The sequence below is a fragment of the Pseudoalteromonas sp. 3J6 genome, from assembly GCF_903995135.1.
GTDB lineage: Bacteria > Pseudomonadota > Gammaproteobacteria > Enterobacterales > Alteromonadaceae > Pseudoalteromonas.
In genome coordinates this window covers 2,267,464-2,284,399 of the sequence record NZ_LR877185.1, presented here as the reverse complement: position 1 = coordinate 2,284,399, position 16,936 = coordinate 2,267,464, and the positions used below count along the sequence as shown (strand labels likewise).

Genomic DNA, 16,936 nt, shown 5'->3' with positions numbered 1-16,936 from the left:
TCAGCAACGTCCTTTGACATGACATCGTCTCGTAAGCTTAGTTCGACTGCTTTGATTTTAAAATTAACTGGGTAAAACCATGTCTTTCTAGGTTGGGTATATCTAGGCATTTTAGCCTCCTCAAAGTGATGAGGAGGTGTCCACTAAAACGGGTGAGGAGCAGGCGTCACCTGGATTTACTTGTTATGTCTTCGGGCATGAAGACCGAAAGAGACCGAAAGGGTCAAATCTTGACTTCAGACATCAAATTTATTGACTGCTCTGTTATCCTTATTTTGACTACTAGGTAAAGTCTAAAGCAATAAGGTAAACCAGTAACCCCCTACTTTTAGCTATTACTTAGTTAAATTTCTAAATTGCACTTATAAACTCAATAGCCCTTCTACCCATTCTAAAACAAAGCGAGTATTCTGTATTAGAAAGCGATACTGATTAATTACTTGATCAAATACCATCTTACCATGCATTATTTTTAACCAAACCGTAACGGGGGTTTACAGTATTCAACTGAATGCAAAGTTGTGTGTTTAGCAAAAGATTACTATTGCCATTGCTTTGTGTAAAAGCATTGCGATTAAGGATTACTTTTTGGTTTTTTAATTTATATTCAATGTGGTCGCTATATTGTTTTGAAGTGCTATTCTGATATATCAATTTGTAATTAATGCCGTTTTAATTAAGGATACTGGTCGTTGTTTTTTATTAAACCTAAGTTTATTTACAGCTCTTGCTCTATTTACAAACCTAAAATATCGTTTTCATTATTTTTTGTATTGCTGTGTTTGCCATTTTTTGCAAATGCTCAATTTGTCATTGGCATAGTGGGAAAAACTAAAAACGATAGCTTTTATATTCAGGCGTACAAAGGGTGTACCGAGTTTGCAAAGTCGCGGCCTGACGTTACCTGTAAATATGATGGGCCTGATGATTATCAAGATATTCGAACCCAAGCTTTAATTATTAATGACATGATGAAAAGTGGGATTGATGGTTTATTAGTTTCAATATCAGATTCTGATTATTTGGTAGAGAGAGCCCTTAAAGATTTATTTGAAAAAAACATTCCTGTTATTACTTTTGACTCAGATTTATTAGCAAAAGATCACCAGTACAGGCTCGCTTACGTTGGTACTGATAATTTTGACTTTGGTGTTGCGTTAGGCAATCAATTAAAGAATTTAGTAAGTGAAGAAAATAAGCGTATTTGTATTCAATCTGGTCATCCTACTGCACCAAACTTAAATAAAAGAATCGCAGGTGTTAGGTTTGCGCTTTCTGGGCAAAGTAGTCAGCGCTTATCGGGAGAAAATGGCTGGAGCGAGTATAACCGCTGCCCTCTTTATAGTTTAGGAAAAAGGGGCGCCTCGTTAGAGCAAGTAAAAAGCCTTACTAAGATGGACAAGCCTCCTGCATTTGTTGCTGTTGCCGGTTTTGCGCAATTTAATACCGAGTATATAAACTTGATGACACCCTACAAACATAAACTTGATTCAAAAGAACTTATTATTGTTTCAGCAGATACCGAAAAAATACAATTAGATGCGCTTAGCAAAGGGTTATCTTCATCAAACGTTGGTCAAAATCCATATGAAATGGGGCGACTCAGTGCGCAGTTAATGTATAACGTAATTAAGCATAATAAAAACCCTGCAAAAGCGTTTTATTTTTTAGACTTTCATTACTGCCAACAAAGCAACGCCCAAACATGTACTGTAAATTATTAATATTTAACCCCAGTGTGTTGAAGTATTCACTTTAGACACCCAATTTACTATGCGCTATTTTTAACCAAACCGTAACGGGGGTTTACAGTAACTGCTTAAAACGCCGGTGCTTTTAGTGTACTTTATTAACTGATAATGTGATTAATATTGAGTAGTAAAATTGCGCTTTAGTAACTATTTAAACAGGAGTCCATTAATGGCAACTACACTGGCGTTTGATGTATACGGTACGCTTATTAACACCCATGGGGTGGTGTCGTTACTTGAAAATATGGTTGGCGACAACGCGCACGCATTTTCAACTACTTGGCGCGAAAAGCAACTTGAATACTCGTTTAGACGTGGCTTAATGCAAAACTACGTGCCGTTTTCGGTGTGTACTGAGCAGGCACTTAATTATGCGTGTTTACTGCACAAGGTAACTTTAAGCGATGAGCAAAAAGCACAGTTATTAGCACGCTATAAAACCCTCCCCGCATTCGATGATGTTAAAGCAGGGCTTGAGAGCTTAAAAGCACAAAACTATCGGTTATTTGCGTTTTCTAATGGTACGGCCAGTGCAGTAAATACCTTGCTCGAAACGGCGGGTATAAGTGAGCTTTTTGAAGGCGTGGTGAGCGCCGATGACATTAAAACCTTTAAACCCAACCCCGGTGTTTATAGTCATTTTTTACGTCAGGCAAATTCAACCGGTGCTAATACCTGGTTGATATCGAGTAACCCGTTTGATGTTATTGGGGCGTTATCGCACGGTATGCGTGCTGCGTGGATACAGCGCTCAAGTGAGGCTATTTTTGATCCCTGGGAACTAACGCCTACAATAACGGCGTGCGATTTACATGATTTAAAAACCAAGCTGGCAAGTAATAACCAGTGAGGCAGGGGTTAAATTACAGCAATGAAAGGCTAGGTTTGCGCTTACAAACCTAGCCTTTTTTTAGTCTTTAATTGCAATGGCAATTTCTATTTCGTTACTGTTTTTATAATACTCAAAATCACTGGTGTAAGTACGTTCATAGCGGCAATCGTCTGAGCTGAAGTATTGCCAAATTTCGCCCCATAAATCGATCACTGCATCGGGCATTTCACCCTCACCTTTAAATACCAAATAACGCCCAGCTTGGGTGGTTACTTTTTTAGCTTCAGGGAGTTTAATTGATAAATTATCGCAGCAGGCAATTACATCAAAATCGCCTGTGAGATCGCTTTCGTAATTGGTATACACACCATACACTTTGGTGTTTTCTGTGAGGCTGTTGGCAAACTTTTCACCAAATTTTTGCCAAAGTTCAGCTATATTTGCAGTGCCAGCGTTCATTTCATTGGCGTTGCAGGTTCTTACTTTTAAGCCGATTAAGGTCTGACTAGCTAGTTGCTTTACTTCCATCATGACGTCCTTTAGCGTTAATACAAACACCAACGTAACAGAAAAACCGCCAATACTTTAAGTTTTGTATTAAATATTTCATAAACAGTGATTATTAACCTCAATTGCGTATTTATTGCTCACATTTAAATAGGTAGTAATGGCTAAACATAGCTTTGCTATCGCTAAAGTAATTTACTTAACTTTCTCTTTTTTAAGTTTATTTTTTTGCTTGTAATGCTTGTCGTTTAATAATGTAGTTTATCGATTTTTGTTAAAAATATACGACAAGCTTATTAGCTCTAATTTAAAAAAAATTGCTATCTAATCTTTTTTCATTATTGTAAATAGAAATCATTATCATTAAGATCCCTGCACCTAAAAAGTGTACTCAAGGAATGTTGATGTGTCTCAATCTCAAGTGTTAAATATTAATACCATTGAAAAACAGGCTGTATTTGAACAAAGCGGCTTGCCCCCACAATTCAATTTAGAGCAGTTCATTAATTATCAGATAGCGTCATTGCAAGGGTTGTCGGCAGTACAGCAAGCGATGGCTAAAGCCCAAAAGCCATTTTCAGGTGTGTCGATAAATGCGTTAGCAAAAGTAGTAAACGATGTTGATTTATCACAGCCTTTGGCAGACTTTCCGGCTGTGCTTGAAGAGCTAAAAGGCGTGTATTTAGATCATGCCGTGTATTTTCATCATCCTCGCTACATGGCTCATTTAAACTGCCCTGTAACCTATCCTGCTGTGGTGGCCGAACATATTATTGCTGCTATTAATACCTCGGTAGATACGTGGGATCAAAGTGCAGGCGCGACGTTAATCGAACAAAAGCTGATTGATTGGACATGCCAAAAAGCAGCATTGCCAAGCACTGCCGATGGAGTATTTACTAGTGGCGGCACGCAATCAAACTTAATGGCAATGTTGGTTGCTCGTGAAGTAGCAGTAAGCCGATATGCGCCAGAACATCAGGTAAAACTTCAGGGCTTACCAGCTGTTGCCTCGCGCTTTAAAATTTACTGCTCTGAGGTGGCGCACTTTAGTATTCAAAAAGCAGCGGCGTTACTGGGCTTAGGTTACAACGCCGTGGTGCCAGTGGCTAAAAACAGCAAAATGCAAATGGATATGCAGGCACTTAAAACCGCCATAGCAACAAGCAAAGCGCAAGGTGATTTACCCATTGCAGTGGTTATTACCGCAGGCACAACCGATTTTGGCTCTATCGATCCAATCCATAATATTGCCATGCTAGCTAAAGAAGAGCAGTTATGGTGCCACGTAGATGGCGCTTATGGTGGCGGTTTGTTGGTGAGCGAGCACCACCGCAATGCGCTTAATGGCATTGAGTTGGTTGATTCAATAACGATTGATTATCACAAATCATTTATGCAACCGGTTAGTTGTAGTGCCTTTTTATTAAGCGACAAACGTTATTTTAGCCACATTACTTTATATGCCGATTATTTAAACCCATTGGCTGAGGCTGGTAATGGCACGCCTAATTTGGTTGATAAAAGCCTGCAAACCACTCGCCGTTTTGATGCCTTAAAGTTATGGCTAACACTGCGCACCACTGGAGAAGCACCGCTTGGCCGCGCGTTTGATAAAGTTATTGGTCTTGCGCGCCAAACGCATATTGTACTTAACGACCACCCAGATTTTGAAGTTATAAATTACCCCGAGCTTAGCGCCTTAGTATTTAGATTTGCGCCAGAGGAGCTAAAACATAACCCCGATTTACTCGACACACTAAACCTGCACGTACGCCAAACATTCTTAAATACTGGTGAAGCCATGGTTGCCCGTACAAAAATAAATGGCCGCCATTATCTTAAATTTACATTGCTTAATGCGCAGTGCCAATTATCTGATGTACGCGCTGTTATTGAGCAAATTAGCCACATTGCATGGCAAACTTATAGGGAAATTGCATAATGGATAATCAACCTTACGATTTTATAGCTATTGGTCTTGGCCCATTTAATTTATCTTTAGCGTGTTTAAGTGAACCGCTCGAAGATGTAAAAGGCCTGTTTTTAGAGCAGCGCAGTGAGTTTGATTGGCACCCAGGAATGATGCTTGAGGGCGTTACATTACAAACCCCGTTTATGTCGGATTTAGTAACCATGGCAGATCCAACCAGCCAGTATAGCTTTTTAAATTATGCCAAATTAAATAATCGTTTATACCCGTTTTATATTCGTGAAAGCTTTTTTTTATTGCGCCGTGAATACAACTTATATTGCCAATGGGTTTGCTCGCAGCTTTCAAATGTTAACTTTGAACAAACAGTCACTCAAGTTGAGTTTTGCCCGCAAAGTAAGTGTTATACCGTTAGCTGTAACACCCCTAATGGTATGCAACATTATGTGACTCGCCATATTGTTTTGGGCACAGGGCCTGCACCGTATATTCCTGATTGCGCTGTGCAAAGTAACTCAAATAACGTAATGCACAGTAGCGATTTTTGTCATCGGCTTGATGAATTAAAGACAGCTAAACGGGTTACTGTGGTAGGGGCTGGGCAAAGTGCAGCAGAAATTTACCACACCTTATTGCAGCAAGCAGTACCGCAAGGCTTGCAGTTAGATTGGATAGCACGTTCACCGCGCTATTTTCCGCTTGAGTATACTAAGCTCACCCTTGAAATGACTTCTCCTGAGTATGTAGATTACTTTTATAATTTAAAAACTGAGCAGCGAGATTGGCTCAATCAAAACCAAAAAAACCTATTTAAAGGCATTAATGGTGATTTAATTAACGACATTTTCGACACCCTCTACGCGCAAAGTCTTGATGGGCCAATTTCTACTACATTTAAAACTAACAGCAGGCTAACAGGTACTCAAAAAGTAGGTAAGCGTTTACTGACTGAGTTTTATCATCAGGAGCTTGAGCAGCCCTTTTCAATAGAAACCGACTTTTTAATTTGCGCCACTGGCTTTAAATATCAGCGCCCTGCTTTTTTAAATAATATTGCCCATCAACTCCCCCAAGATGAGCAAGGCCGTTATTTAGTAAGCCGTGAATATGCGGTAGATAGCGAACAAAAACGTATTTTTGTGCAAAATGCCGAGCAGCATACCCATGGTTTTGTAACTCCAGATTTAGGTATGGCTTGCTACCGTAATAGTATTATTTTACGTGAAATTTTAGGTTATACGCCTTATCAGGTTGAGCAAAAAATTGCTTTTCAAAACTTTGATTTAAGTGATGTAACCCTATTAGCACAACAGCAGAGTAGCGCCGCATGAGTCTTCGTTTAGCGCTAATTTTGCTGACGGTTATTTCGGTGGTATGCGATACCTTGTTGCTACCGTTTTATCCGCAATTTTTTGCTAGTGAATTTGCTATTAGTGATGCCACGTTAATCGGCCTCTTTGTGGCTAACTGTTGTATTACTGTAATGCTGGCTTTACCGCTATGGGCTAAGGTCGCTAAAAAATACAATGAGTTGGCTTTGTGGTTAGTAACCCAAGTGGTAGCAGCTGGTTTTGGCCTGCTTTGCTACTTTGCTACTAATGTATGGGAGTTTTGGGTTTACTACCAACTTATGTTGGTGCTAAAGGCAAGTTACCTACTTATATACCCATTTGCGCTGCGATTAGAGCAACAAACTAAGCATTTATCTATTATTGGTTTGTTTTCTGTATTGATGCATTTTGGTGCGATTGGTGGTGCTTTAATTGGTGGTTACTTCTTTAGTTTAGCAGAGCCACGCTATGCGTTATTACTCAGTAGTGCCGGTGACCTAGTTCAGGTTTTATTATGCGCCTACTTAATGTATTCATTAAAAACAGGTATTTATCAGCAAGCAATAGCGACTGAAAAACCGCGAGAACGTATTCCCTATTTTATTTGGCAATTTTGCTTTTTAAGTGTGGTGGTTTATTTTAGCGCGTTTTTAATTCGCCCCTTCTTTACTACTCATTGGCAAGCTTTAAACGCACAAAGCAGTACGTTGCAAAGCGCTGTTGTATACGCCATTCCTGCCTTTGCCGCGCTTGTTATGCTGGTTTTTAATCATTTCAGGCAGCATTTACCACTGCCAACATTAAGCCGCACTAGCACTTTGTTATGTGCACTTATTTTAGGGGCGCTTGGGCTTTATTTACAAGCGCAGGAGTCGGTTGGGTTAGTGATTTTATCACGTGTTTTATATGGTTTTGCGCTATTTCAAGTGATGGTACTGCTAGAGGTAATGCTATTTGCTAAAAGTGAGCCTGCACATTACGGCAGCGACTTTGCCAAAGTGCACATAGCTCAAAATATCGGGGTTATTTTAGCGTCGTTACTAGTGGGTATGAGCGTAGAGCATCTTTCAACAACGGTTGTGTTTTACTTTGCTGCCATTGGCTTTGCAAGCCTTGCCTTTATTTTTCTTTGGCGGGTTAAGGCTGTTGCTCGAACTGCGCGTTCAGCGTCTTAGTTTTTAAGATTTATTGGAGTTTTTATGTATTTTTCATCTTTTGTAACCACCCTACAGCATACCGGCAAAGTGACGATGCGGTTATTACAACCAACAGATATGCCAACATTTTGCGATTGGCTTAAGCAACCGTATTCGCACTTTTGGGGTATGCAGCAGCAAACCGAGCAACAAATAACTAAAGCGTATCAAGATATTATTGATACGCCTCATCATCAGGCGTACGTGATCGAGCAAAATAATAACCTATTGGCTTTAGTTGAGCTTTATAGCCCTGAGCACGAAAGCTTAATGAAAGCGGCGTACGAGGTTGAACCTAATGATGTGGGTATGCATATTTTATTAGCGCCTAACACGGCACCTAAGCGCCATTTTAGTTTTGAAATGATGCAGTGCGTGCTGCAAAGTATTTTTGCTCAAAATAGTGCCGCCCGTGTTGTGGTTGAGCCCGACATTGCTAATAGCAAAATCCATACGTTAAATAAGCGTTTGGGGTTTGTGCACACCCAGCAAATTCAACTAGGCGAAAAAGCCGCTTATTTAGGCTTTTGTAATAAAGCAGCCTTTGATAGGCACAGCCAACTATTTACTGATTCGTTAGCGTCTTTGCAAACTGATTATGTGATACAGCCACATTGGCAATGGGCAAATCGACATTTACAAGCTAAAGCACTCACCGAGCTAGTGCACGAGCGTTTATTGGCTGCAGAGACAACAAAGCAAGGCTTTAAAGTAAATGTTGAAGACGGTTACTTTATTTTTAATGGCCGTGCTATGGCACTGAATCATATAGATATAGATGAGCCAAGCTTATGCTTTTACAACCTTAACGAAGAGCTGCAACCACTAGATGTATTACACTTTTTTAGTATGCAGGGGCCTGCGCTAGGTTTAACGGGTAAGCGCCTTGCCACCTACCTTGAAGAGCTAAATGCTACTTTAGCCAGTGCGTGCTTTAAACGTGAAAATAACACTTTAACAGCGGCGCAGTTAGCTAATTTAGGGCTCCAAAAAATAGAAGCCGCAATGAGCGAAGGTCACCCTGCCTTTGTTGCTAATAATGGCCGCATTGGTTTTAGTAAAGCTGACTTTTTACGTTATGCGCCAGAAGTAGGCAAACCGTTTAAAGTACAGTGGTTAGCAGCGCATAAAACGGTATGCGACTTTGCCCATAGTGAATACTTTGCCGATTACCCAAGCCATATAAGTGATGAGCTAGATTTAACCACCCGAGATGCGTTTAACAAAGTGCTAAAAGCTCAAAACCTAAACCCCGCTGATTACTTACTCATTCCTGCTCACCCATGGCAGTACCAACACAAATTGAGTGTGGTATTTGCAAATGAGTTGGCAAATCAGCGATTAGTGTATTTAGGTGAAGGTGACGATTTATATCAAGCGCAACAGTCAATTCGGACCTTATATAATTGCTCGCACCCGCATAAGCCGTATTTAAAAGTGGCGTTGTCGATTTTAAATATGGGATTTATGCGTGGTCTATCGCGTGCTTACATGGCGATGACTCCTGCCATTAACGATTGGGTATTTGAAAAGGTTAGCCAAGATCAACAACTCGCAGGCGCTAATTTTACAGCACTTAGAGAATACGCCACCTTAGGTTATGCCTATAATACGTTTGAGCAAAGCGCGCTAGGTGATACACCCTATCGTAAAATGTTTGCCTGTTTATGGCGAGAAAACCCAAATCATAATTTAAATAGTGATGAACAACTGACCACTATGGCAGCGTTATTACACTTAGATAATAATGGCCAAAGTTTAGTGGGCGAATGGATAACGCAAAGTGGTTTGAGCACGCAGCAGTGGTTGCATGCCTACTTTAATGCTTATTTAATTCCGCTGGTACATTGCTTTTACGCGCATAAATTAGTGTTTATGCCTCACGGCGAAAACCTCATTTTAAAGCTTAAAAATTCGGTGCCAGTGGGCGCATATATGAAAGACATAGGTGAAGAGGTTGCTTTACTTAATAGCACTGAAGTATTGTCTGCAGGGGTTGAACGTATTCATGTTTCTATGCCTAAAGAGCTTGAGCTGTTAAGTATATTTACCGATGTATTTGACTGCTTTTTTAGATACTTAGTGGCAATTTTAGTGCGAGAAGAGCGTATTACAGAGCATGACTTTTGGCAGTGTGTTACGCAAAGTGTTAAAGCGTATCAACATGCTAACCCTGCTTTAAATGAGCGATTTAAAGAGTATGACTTTTTTAGTGATGAGTTTGCTCACTCTTGTTTAAACCGCTTACAGCTGGGTAATAATGAGCAAATGGTTGATTTAACCGATCCGGCAGGTAGTTTGCAGTTTGCTGGTAACTTAAACAACCCCGTATCGGCAAAGCTGTATGGCTAAACCGATTACCCTTGCGCAGTTTTTATATTGCCAACAACCCGTGCAACGAACTTTTAAACCGAGCTTATTATTCGTGCGCGCTTTAACTGTTCGTTGTAAGGCGCAGTATCCTACTGCGCCTAAGCAATTTATTAGTCGGCATTTGTATTTGCAGCTTTGTTGGCAAGCTATTTACGCTTATTGCTATTGGTTTGCTTGCAAGCAAAGTACGGCTGATCCCATTAACATGCCGTTAGCGGTAAATGGCGCTTATTGTCGTGGGTTTAACCTCAATAATAGCGTGTTAGTAAGTAAAAATGAGCAAACCAAAGCGTTTACTCATTTTATAAGCCAAGTAGGTGCATGGATAAATACTGACTATGCACTGGGTAAAAAAGAACAAGCACGGTTATTACTCGATTCATTAAGTAGTGCTATTGAGCGAGCTCATAGCTTAGCCCTTGCTACCACTTTACATATCAATAATTGCCATCGTCAGCTGCACACCCTTATTTGTGAACACTTTAATCTTGATACGCCATTTACTGAAAAACCCCAGCGTTTAACTTGTTGCCGCTATTATTTAGCTGGTTATAGCAAATGCCAAACCTGCCCTAAAAAGGATATTAAAACCAATGAACCAACGTCTTAAAACGATTGATCTTGCGCGTGGTGCGAGCGTTTTTATTATGATTATTGTGCATACCTTATGGATGTATGCCTCCACAGCGCTTCAAAGTGAAAGCGCTTTTGGTACGGTTGTGCATATACTTGGCAAAGGCACCGCCTCGTTTTTAGTGGCAATGGGACTGTCTATGGCACTCTCGCGTAGGCAAACACCCTTACTTTTAATTAAGCGAGGTTTACAGCTTTTACTGCTTGCCTATTTAATGAATGCGGCCAAGTTTTGGCTGCCTATTGAAGTATTTAATACCATGCCTGAGGCGTTTATAAATGCTTATGGCTGGCAAAGTCCTCTCAGTGCTGGGCAGTTACAATTTATGGTGTTAACAGGTGATATTTTACAACTAGCTGGAGTTAGCTTATTGCTGTTTGGTGTGCTTAATATTGCCCGTTGGAAAACAGCATGGATTGTGGTTTTAGCCATTGCAATTGCAGTTTTGAGCCAGTTTGTAAGGGGGCAGCAATTTACGCTTTCACCTTATATTAGTGATTTATTTTTTGCTAATAACTATCAGGTGTATTTTCCGGTTTTTCCTTGGGTAAGTGCGATATTAACGGGGTATGTACTTGGTCGTTTATACCTTAGTAATCGACAAAATGCCGATTACTTATATAAAGTATGTGCACAACTTGGCGCTGCTTTACTAGTTATTGGCGGCGTATGGTTAGCTATTGATTTTAAAGGTCAGTTTGGCAACTTTTTCCATTTAAATGTCGGCGGTATTAGCTATTTAATTGGCTTAAATTTATGTGCACTAGCGGCTATACAGTTTATTTTTGCTGATAAATATAATGGCCCTATTACACGTGCTCTTTTATATGCCAGTAAGCATGTAACCGCGCTATATGTTATTCAATGGGTACTTATTTGCTGGTTTATGGGGGCGCTTGGTTATCATACCCTCAGCCTTTGGCCGACACTTAGTATGATGGTACTGATGACTTTACTTACTTTTGCTGTGCACAAGGTTTATTTAAAAAGCAAACAAAGCCTCACAGATATTACGCAAAAAACAAAACGTACAGCTTAAGCTGTAAAGGGGCTTTACGGGCGCAGTTATACGCGCCCTAGCCTGATTTTATTGCTTCAATTACTGTATTCATGCGATTTGCCATTGGCCTATTACGGTGATGGCACACATAAATATTTTCGCTAATTGGATTAGCTAAATGGTGTGTTTTAATAAGCGCAGGTTTATTAAATGCGCTAACAGCATGCGCAGGTAAAACCGTAAAACCCAACCCTAAACTTACCGGCTCAAGTATTAAACTTATTTGGTTAGAAAACCCCGTTTGCTTAATTTGATCAACATGTTCAAACTCACTGTAATTTTCGCTAAGTAAAAGCTGCGCGTGGTGTTTTGCATCGGGGTGGCCAATAAAGCCAAGCTCACATAAAACCTCCCACGTTGGGTTTTTAATATGTGCAGGGGTTACTAATAATAAAGCTTCTTGACCAATTTTGTGGCTAGTAACTTCGCTAAGGGTTGGCGCTTGAGTTAAAAACCCAATATCGGCACTGTGATTTGCCACCGCTTGTTCAACACTGGTATTGGGAGCAAAGCGGTAATCTATAATTAGCTCCTTGTGCTCTACTTGCAGTGCTAATAGTTGATTGTAAAACTGTAGCCCGCAACTGCCTGGCGACTGTATTTTAACTAAACCGCTGTAAGGTGAATCATCTTTTAATTGCTGCTGTAAAAACTGCCATTCTTTGAGTAACTGACTACCCTGCTGATATAAATTTTGACCCTGAACGGTAAGCGTAAATTGTTTACCGTGGCGCTCAAGCAAGCCGCAATCTACTTGCTGCTCTAACTTTTTTATATGTTGGCTTACGCCTGACTGGGTCATATAAAGGCGCTCGGCGGTTTGGGTAAAGTGATTTACCTCAACTAAAGTACAAAACGTGTTTAACCATGTAGGATTTATCATTACAAAATATACTCAAAATGATGATTAATGATAATTTTACTTAATGTTGGTCAGTTCGTAAACTCACTCCATCAACTAAACATAGTTAAGTAGGAGTATTTATTATGAGTCATACATATCCACGTAGTTTTTCGCACATTGGTATTTCAGTTCCCGATGTTGAAAAAGCCGTAGAGTTTTACACTAAGGTGATGGGCTGGTACACCATAATGGAGCCTACCGTGATCACTGAAGACAACAGCCCAATTGGCGAAATGTGTACCGATGTATTTGGTCCAAATTGGGAAAAATTCAAAATAGCGCATCTTTCAACAGGCGACCGAATTGGTGTAGAAATTTTTGAATTTAAAGACCAAGAAAACCCTAAAGACAACTTTGAATACTGGAAAACCGGTATCTTCCATTTCTGTGTACAAGACCCAGATGTAGAAGGCTTAGCGGATCGTATTGTTGCTGCAGGTGGTAAAAAACGTATGCCAGAGCCACGCTACTATTACCCTGGTGAAAAGCCGTACCGCATGATCTACATGGAAGACCCGTTTGGTAACATCCTTGAGATTTACAGCCACAGCTACGAGCTTATTTACAGCGCAGGCGCATACTAAAAGCACATAACTTAAAGTATTTAGTAAAAACAAAGGCCGCAGTATTTATTACTGCGGCTTTTTTATTTGAATAGCTTTAGTAATTAGCTAACTAATACGTCGGATATTGGCATTTTGAAAAAGTAACTACATTTTATTATTGGGGTGATGTAACATCTTTACTATTCTTACACATACCTTTGAAAAGTTTTTCATCTATATTTTTGCGCTTAATAGCATCGTATATACTGAATAAATTTTTCTTGTCGGTCTGTTCTGCGTCTGTACCAACCGTAAAATTTTGATTAATCACAGTACAGCCATATATTGGACCCGATTCACCTAGGCCACCCACATACACAGTTCTTGTTTCTCCATCGTCTGTAGTATCTTTATCTTTATCTTTTAATGAAGAGTCTTCGCTTATGGGCGTTCTTTCATTCGTATTACTCACTTCAAAGTATTGTATTTGACTGTTTTCAATCCAGCCCTCGTTGGCATCCATTTGTGTAACGAGTATACCGGATGGTGGTATTTCATATACCCGAGAGCCATCTTCGTATTTCGGTGGATGCCCGTTTGGTGCATTAAATATTATGTATAGAGAGCCAGCATAATTTTCAGGTATAAGGTAAATTACGGGTTCACTTTTTTTTACCTCTGTACAGGCTGATAATAACGATATCATTGAACCAAAAAACAATATTTTAAAAAAGTGTGCTTTAAAGATGAGTTTCATCGAGTCGCCTTTTTACTTAAGTAAGCCATTAAAACAGTTTTCTAAACTCGCTTTTTCAAGCAGCATACAATGACCACTATTTGCTGGAATAGAAGTAAAACGATAATTCCAATCCGCTATTTTATGAAAGCTTAATTTAGGGTATTTATTTGCCTGTCTAAATAGTTCATCGCCTACGGTCCCTTTAAAACTACCATTATTGTTGAGAGGCAAGCGGAGTGCGCTTACAATCATTGGGTAATCAGCGTTGAGAGATAAGCTTAGTGGTGGCGCACCTTTGCGAACATGTATACCAAGATAGATAGCTCGCCCACCAGGACCAACAATAAATGCTTCACAATTAGGAAAAGCATCGCCAGTGATATAAGTAACTATATCCATGTGACCGCTAACAATATCAATGTCTATAATAATTTTATACTTAACATTTAAAGTTGGCACGTATGAAAAATCTTTCTTGCATCTGAGGAGAACCTGGCATGGCGTGATTAACTCCTCCGTATTGGCCGTCTAACTGATACTGATAAATACTATTATTAGTTGGAGGTTTTTCTTTGAGGGTAACACGCCCTTTTGGTGCAAGGTTACCAGAATATATTCTTTTCTTATCTTCCCACGGTGCTTTTGATGGATCTGATATTGTATCAATAGAACTAATTTTACTATTTTTTGTAGAAAGCCGTAGACGATGCCAAATCCTTGAGGTCGTAGGTTTAATACCACTAGGTTTTAGCGAAAACCCTCGATTATCTCCTTCAAACATTAGTCCAGACCAGCCAAAGTCTTTTTCAGGGTGAAATGAGCGTATATTAATTTCGTAGTTTGCTAATTGAATAGCCATAACCTTAATTCCATTTATTGATAATTAAAAATCCGTTTCTATAATAGTAACACCAGCTTAAGAGCATAACAATTTTGAAAAGCTTCAAAAGCACAGTACTATTGTTTGTTATCAATAAAGAATTACACGTGTTATGTAAACAAAGCCGCAGTATTTATTACTGCGGCTTTTTGTGCCTAAAAAGAATACATTGCCTAGATATGTTAGTGCTGATAACGTGATAAAACAAAACTACTTATAACTCCATGTTTTAAATTAAGGACAATAATGAACATTTCATTGGAAGATGTCACTTCTGCAAATTACGAAGAGGTATGCGATTTAGACGTTACCAAAGCGCAACAAGATTACGTAGCGAGTAATATGTGGTCGTTAGTTGAGTCTCATTATAATGTTGGGCATACCTGTAAAGCTATTTACCAAAATAATAAGCCTGTAGGCTTTTTTATGTGGGTGCGAGAAACCCCTACAAAAGTTTCTATTTGGCGTTTTATGGTAGATAAACATCATCAAAATAAAGGTATTGGCCGCCAAGCACTATTCATGGCAATTGCAGAGATTAAAACGACTTCTAAGCTTGAACAAATCGAGATTTGTTATAACCCGCAAAACCCTGTTGCTAAGGATTTTTATTCTAGTTTTGGGTTTGAAGAAGTTGGCCTAGATGAAGACGAAGAAGATATGTTAGCCATTATTAATATAAAAAGTTAACCCAATTTTGTTTAGCGCGTTGCTTATTGCCATAAAAATTAGTGCTTAGTAAGATGTGGAGGATGTTGCAGTGCTAATTTTTTTAGCTGTGTAATGCATGAAAGCGCTAAGTCATGATATTCATCATCGCTATACAATATCTCGTTTAGCAGATTAATAGATTGTATGAGTGCATTGTGCGCAGCACTTTGTTCGTCTAAAAAGTGAAGTGTGGAATAAAGGCGCTCTGTAAGTGAGGTAATTTGTATGATTTGCTGTTTATTCGCACAGTTATACATTTGAGCTAACAAGGACGCACTTTCAAGTGCACACCCCAAGTACGGCAATGCTTGTGAAAATTGGTATCGTTTAAACAGCGCTTCGCCACTTAACTGCGCGTTTTGAATATCTATAATTGCTTGCTCTGGTTGACATAAAACATGTTGTTTGTGTCGAGCACATAAAAAAGGTAAGGCCATGGGACGTTCCATATCTGTATATTTTTTAAGACTGTAAAACAGAAACTCTAAAACATCAAATGATAATTGTTTTTATTTGCATTTGTGGGTTTAAAGCAGTTTGTTGTGTATACTAACTTCATTGTTTTGATTCTTATTTTTATAAAAACCGATATGAAAAACCCATTTTTAGCACTTGTTTTACTCAGTGGATTATCAGGCTGCAGTATAAACACAGTATCAGTATCTCAAAGTTCATCCTTGTATAATTACGGGCTTTATAATGCAAATGGCCAGCGAGTTAATTCAATATTGTCAGAATCCACGCTTTTGAATGCCGATGTTGTTTTAGTCGGTGAATGGCATACACACCCCGGTGTCCACTTATTTCAGGCTGAGCTGTTTCAGCAATTAAGCACGCAAAATAAGCCTATTGCTCTATCGCTTGAGCAATTTAGCCGCGCTGATCAGCAAACACTAAACCTTTATCTTGAGAGTAAAATAGGTGAACAATACCTAATTGATAATACTAAGGCTTGGCCTAATTATAAGAGCGATTATCGTGCGTTAGTGGAATTAGCGAAGATACAAAATAGCGATGTAATAGCTTCAAATGCGCCTAAGCATATTGTTACCTGTATTGGTCGCCAAGGTATTAATTATATTAATAAGCTTGACGCACAACAGCGTAGTTTTATTGCAAAAGAGATAGATACTTCTCCAAGCCTTTATAAAGAACGCTTTATGCAATCCATGCATCATGGAACGGCGAGTAAAAACGAAAAACTTTACGCCGCGCAAGTTACTTGGGACGAAACCATGGCTGAGTCTATCGTTAACTATATTAGTCAAAATAAGGGCAAGCAGGTTATACATTTAGCCGGTGACTTTCATGTGAGAAATGGTGAAGGCATAGCGCGGGTAATTAAGCGAATTGCCCCAGAGCTTAATGTTGTATGGGTTTCGCCAGTATCAAAAGTACAATCTGAGCAAAGTGGTTATCAATTAGAAGTTAACGCTTTGCCTGCTCGCTATGTGCAAAAAGCACATCAACAAGCTGCATTTAAAGCTTTAGCCAAACGAGGGGAGAAAACACAGTGCCAACAATAGGTTGGCACTGTGTT

17 protein-coding genes are annotated in these 16,936 nt (G+C 39.4%); 11 read left to right on the top strand and 6 right to left on the bottom strand.

Features of this window, described 5'->3' with window-relative positions:
- The first annotated feature begins 692 nt into the window (after positions 1–692).
- Both P3J6_RS10285 and P3J6_RS10280 read left to right on the top strand, forming a co-directional pair.
- A complete protein-coding gene (locus tag P3J6_RS10285) occupies positions 693–1,724 on the top strand; it encodes a substrate-binding domain-containing protein (RefSeq protein ID WP_138595359.1) in 1,032 nt (343 codons plus the stop codon).
- A 196-nt stretch (positions 1,725–1,920) separates the two neighbouring features.
- Positions 1,921–2,601, top strand: coding sequence for a haloacid dehalogenase type II (locus P3J6_RS10280; RefSeq protein ID WP_198522948.1), 681 nt, complete (start codon positions 1,921–1,923; stop codon positions 2,599–2,601).
- 60 nt (positions 2,602–2,661) lie between these two features.
- Here P3J6_RS10280 and P3J6_RS10275 read toward each other — a convergent pair whose 3' ends face one another.
- Positions 2,662–3,111, bottom strand: coding sequence for a GyrI-like domain-containing protein (locus P3J6_RS10275; RefSeq protein ID WP_076920050.1), 450 nt, complete (start codon positions 3,109–3,111; stop codon positions 2,662–2,664).
- A gap of 385 nt (positions 3,112–3,496) precedes the next feature.
- Between P3J6_RS10275 and P3J6_RS10270 the strand changes: the two genes are divergently transcribed.
- From P3J6_RS10270 to P3J6_RS10245, 6 genes are read left to right on the top strand one after another with little or no spacing between them, the layout of a single operon-like run.
- Positions 3,497–5,035 carry a pyridoxal phosphate-dependent decarboxylase family protein gene (locus P3J6_RS10270; RefSeq protein ID WP_198522947.1) on the top strand — a complete coding sequence of 513 codons (1,539 nt, stop codon included), beginning with the start codon at positions 3,497–3,499 and terminating at the stop codon, positions 5,033–5,035.
- Positions 5,035–6,354 carry a lysine N(6)-hydroxylase/L-ornithine N(5)-oxygenase family protein gene (locus P3J6_RS10265; protein ID WP_198522946.1) on the top strand — a complete coding sequence of 440 codons (1,320 nt, stop codon included), beginning with the start codon at positions 5,035–5,037 and terminating at the stop codon, positions 6,352–6,354. Before P3J6_RS10270 ends, P3J6_RS10265 begins: the two co-directional genes overlap by 1 nt.
- The gene (locus tag P3J6_RS10260; protein WP_198522945.1) at positions 6,351–7,529 is read left to right on the top strand and encodes an MFS transporter; all 1,179 of its coding nucleotides are present in this window, start codon (positions 6,351–6,353) and stop codon (positions 7,527–7,529) included. Before P3J6_RS10265 ends, P3J6_RS10260 begins: the two co-directional genes overlap by 4 nt.
- Positions 7,530–7,553: 24 nt before the next feature.
- On the top strand, positions 7,554–9,902 hold the full coding sequence (locus P3J6_RS10255; protein ID WP_198522944.1) for a GNAT family N-acetyltransferase: 2,349 nt from the start codon (positions 7,554–7,556) through the stop codon (positions 9,900–9,902).
- Entirely contained in the window at positions 9,895–10,533 is a 639-nt protein-coding gene (locus P3J6_RS10250) for a hypothetical protein (protein ID WP_198522943.1), read from the top strand. The genes P3J6_RS10255 and P3J6_RS10250 overlap by 8 nt, the downstream gene beginning before the upstream one ends.
- Positions 10,517–11,596, top strand: a complete 1,080-nt coding sequence (locus P3J6_RS10245; RefSeq protein WP_198522942.1) for a heparan-alpha-glucosaminide N-acetyltransferase domain-containing protein — start codon at positions 10,517–10,519, stop codon at positions 11,594–11,596. The genes P3J6_RS10250 and P3J6_RS10245 overlap by 17 nt, the downstream gene beginning before the upstream one ends.
- Positions 11,597–11,633: 37 nt before the next feature.
- Here the strand turns inward: P3J6_RS10245 and P3J6_RS10240 are convergent, their stop codons facing one another.
- The gene (locus P3J6_RS10240; RefSeq protein WP_198522941.1) at positions 11,634–12,500 is read right to left on the bottom strand and encodes a LysR family transcriptional regulator; all 867 of its coding nucleotides are present in this window, start codon (positions 12,498–12,500) and stop codon (positions 11,634–11,636) included.
- 104 nt (positions 12,501–12,604) lie between these two features.
- Between P3J6_RS10240 and P3J6_RS10235 the strand changes: the two genes are divergently transcribed.
- Positions 12,605–13,105, top strand: coding sequence for a lactoylglutathione lyase family protein (locus P3J6_RS10235; RefSeq protein ID WP_008130525.1), 501 nt, complete (start codon positions 12,605–12,607; stop codon positions 13,103–13,105).
- A 136-nt stretch (positions 13,106–13,241) separates the two neighbouring features.
- On the opposite strand, the gene P3J6_RS10230 is transcribed toward P3J6_RS10235, so the two are convergent.
- The 3 genes from P3J6_RS10230 to P3J6_RS18830 are packed head-to-tail and all read right to left on the bottom strand — an operon-like array spanning position 13,242 to position 14,664.
- Positions 13,242–13,823 (bottom strand): DUF6843 domain-containing protein, encoded by a 582-nt coding sequence (locus P3J6_RS10230; RefSeq protein ID WP_198522940.1) that lies wholly within the window; start codon positions 13,821–13,823, stop codon positions 13,242–13,244.
- A gap of 12 nt (positions 13,824–13,835) precedes the next feature.
- A complete protein-coding gene (locus P3J6_RS18835; protein WP_232735488.1) occupies positions 13,836–14,264 on the bottom strand; it encodes a hypothetical protein in 429 nt (142 codons plus the stop codon).
- Positions 14,245–14,664, bottom strand: coding sequence for a hypothetical protein (locus P3J6_RS18830; RefSeq protein ID WP_232735487.1), 420 nt, complete (start codon positions 14,662–14,664; stop codon positions 14,245–14,247). Before P3J6_RS18830 ends, P3J6_RS18835 begins: the two co-directional genes overlap by 20 nt.
- A 267-nt stretch (positions 14,665–14,931) precedes the next feature.
- Here P3J6_RS18830 and P3J6_RS10220 point away from each other — a divergent pair, with 267 nt between their 5' ends.
- Positions 14,932–15,375 (top strand): GNAT family N-acetyltransferase, encoded by a 444-nt coding sequence (locus P3J6_RS10220; RefSeq protein WP_198522939.1) that lies wholly within the window; start codon positions 14,932–14,934, stop codon positions 15,373–15,375.
- A gap of 38 nt (positions 15,376–15,413) precedes the next feature.
- On the opposite strand, the gene P3J6_RS10215 is transcribed toward P3J6_RS10220, so the two are convergent.
- Positions 15,414–15,833 carry a hypothetical protein gene (locus P3J6_RS10215; protein ID WP_198522938.1) on the bottom strand — a complete coding sequence of 140 codons (420 nt, stop codon included), beginning with the start codon at positions 15,831–15,833 and terminating at the stop codon, positions 15,414–15,416.
- 153 nt (positions 15,834–15,986) lie between these two features.
- Here P3J6_RS10215 and P3J6_RS10210 point away from each other — a divergent pair, with 153 nt between their 5' ends.
- Complete coding sequence (locus tag P3J6_RS10210; protein ID WP_198522937.1) at positions 15,987–16,922, top strand: ChaN family lipoprotein; 936 nt, start codon at positions 15,987–15,989, stop codon at positions 16,920–16,922.
- Positions 16,923–16,936 lie beyond the last annotated feature (14 nt).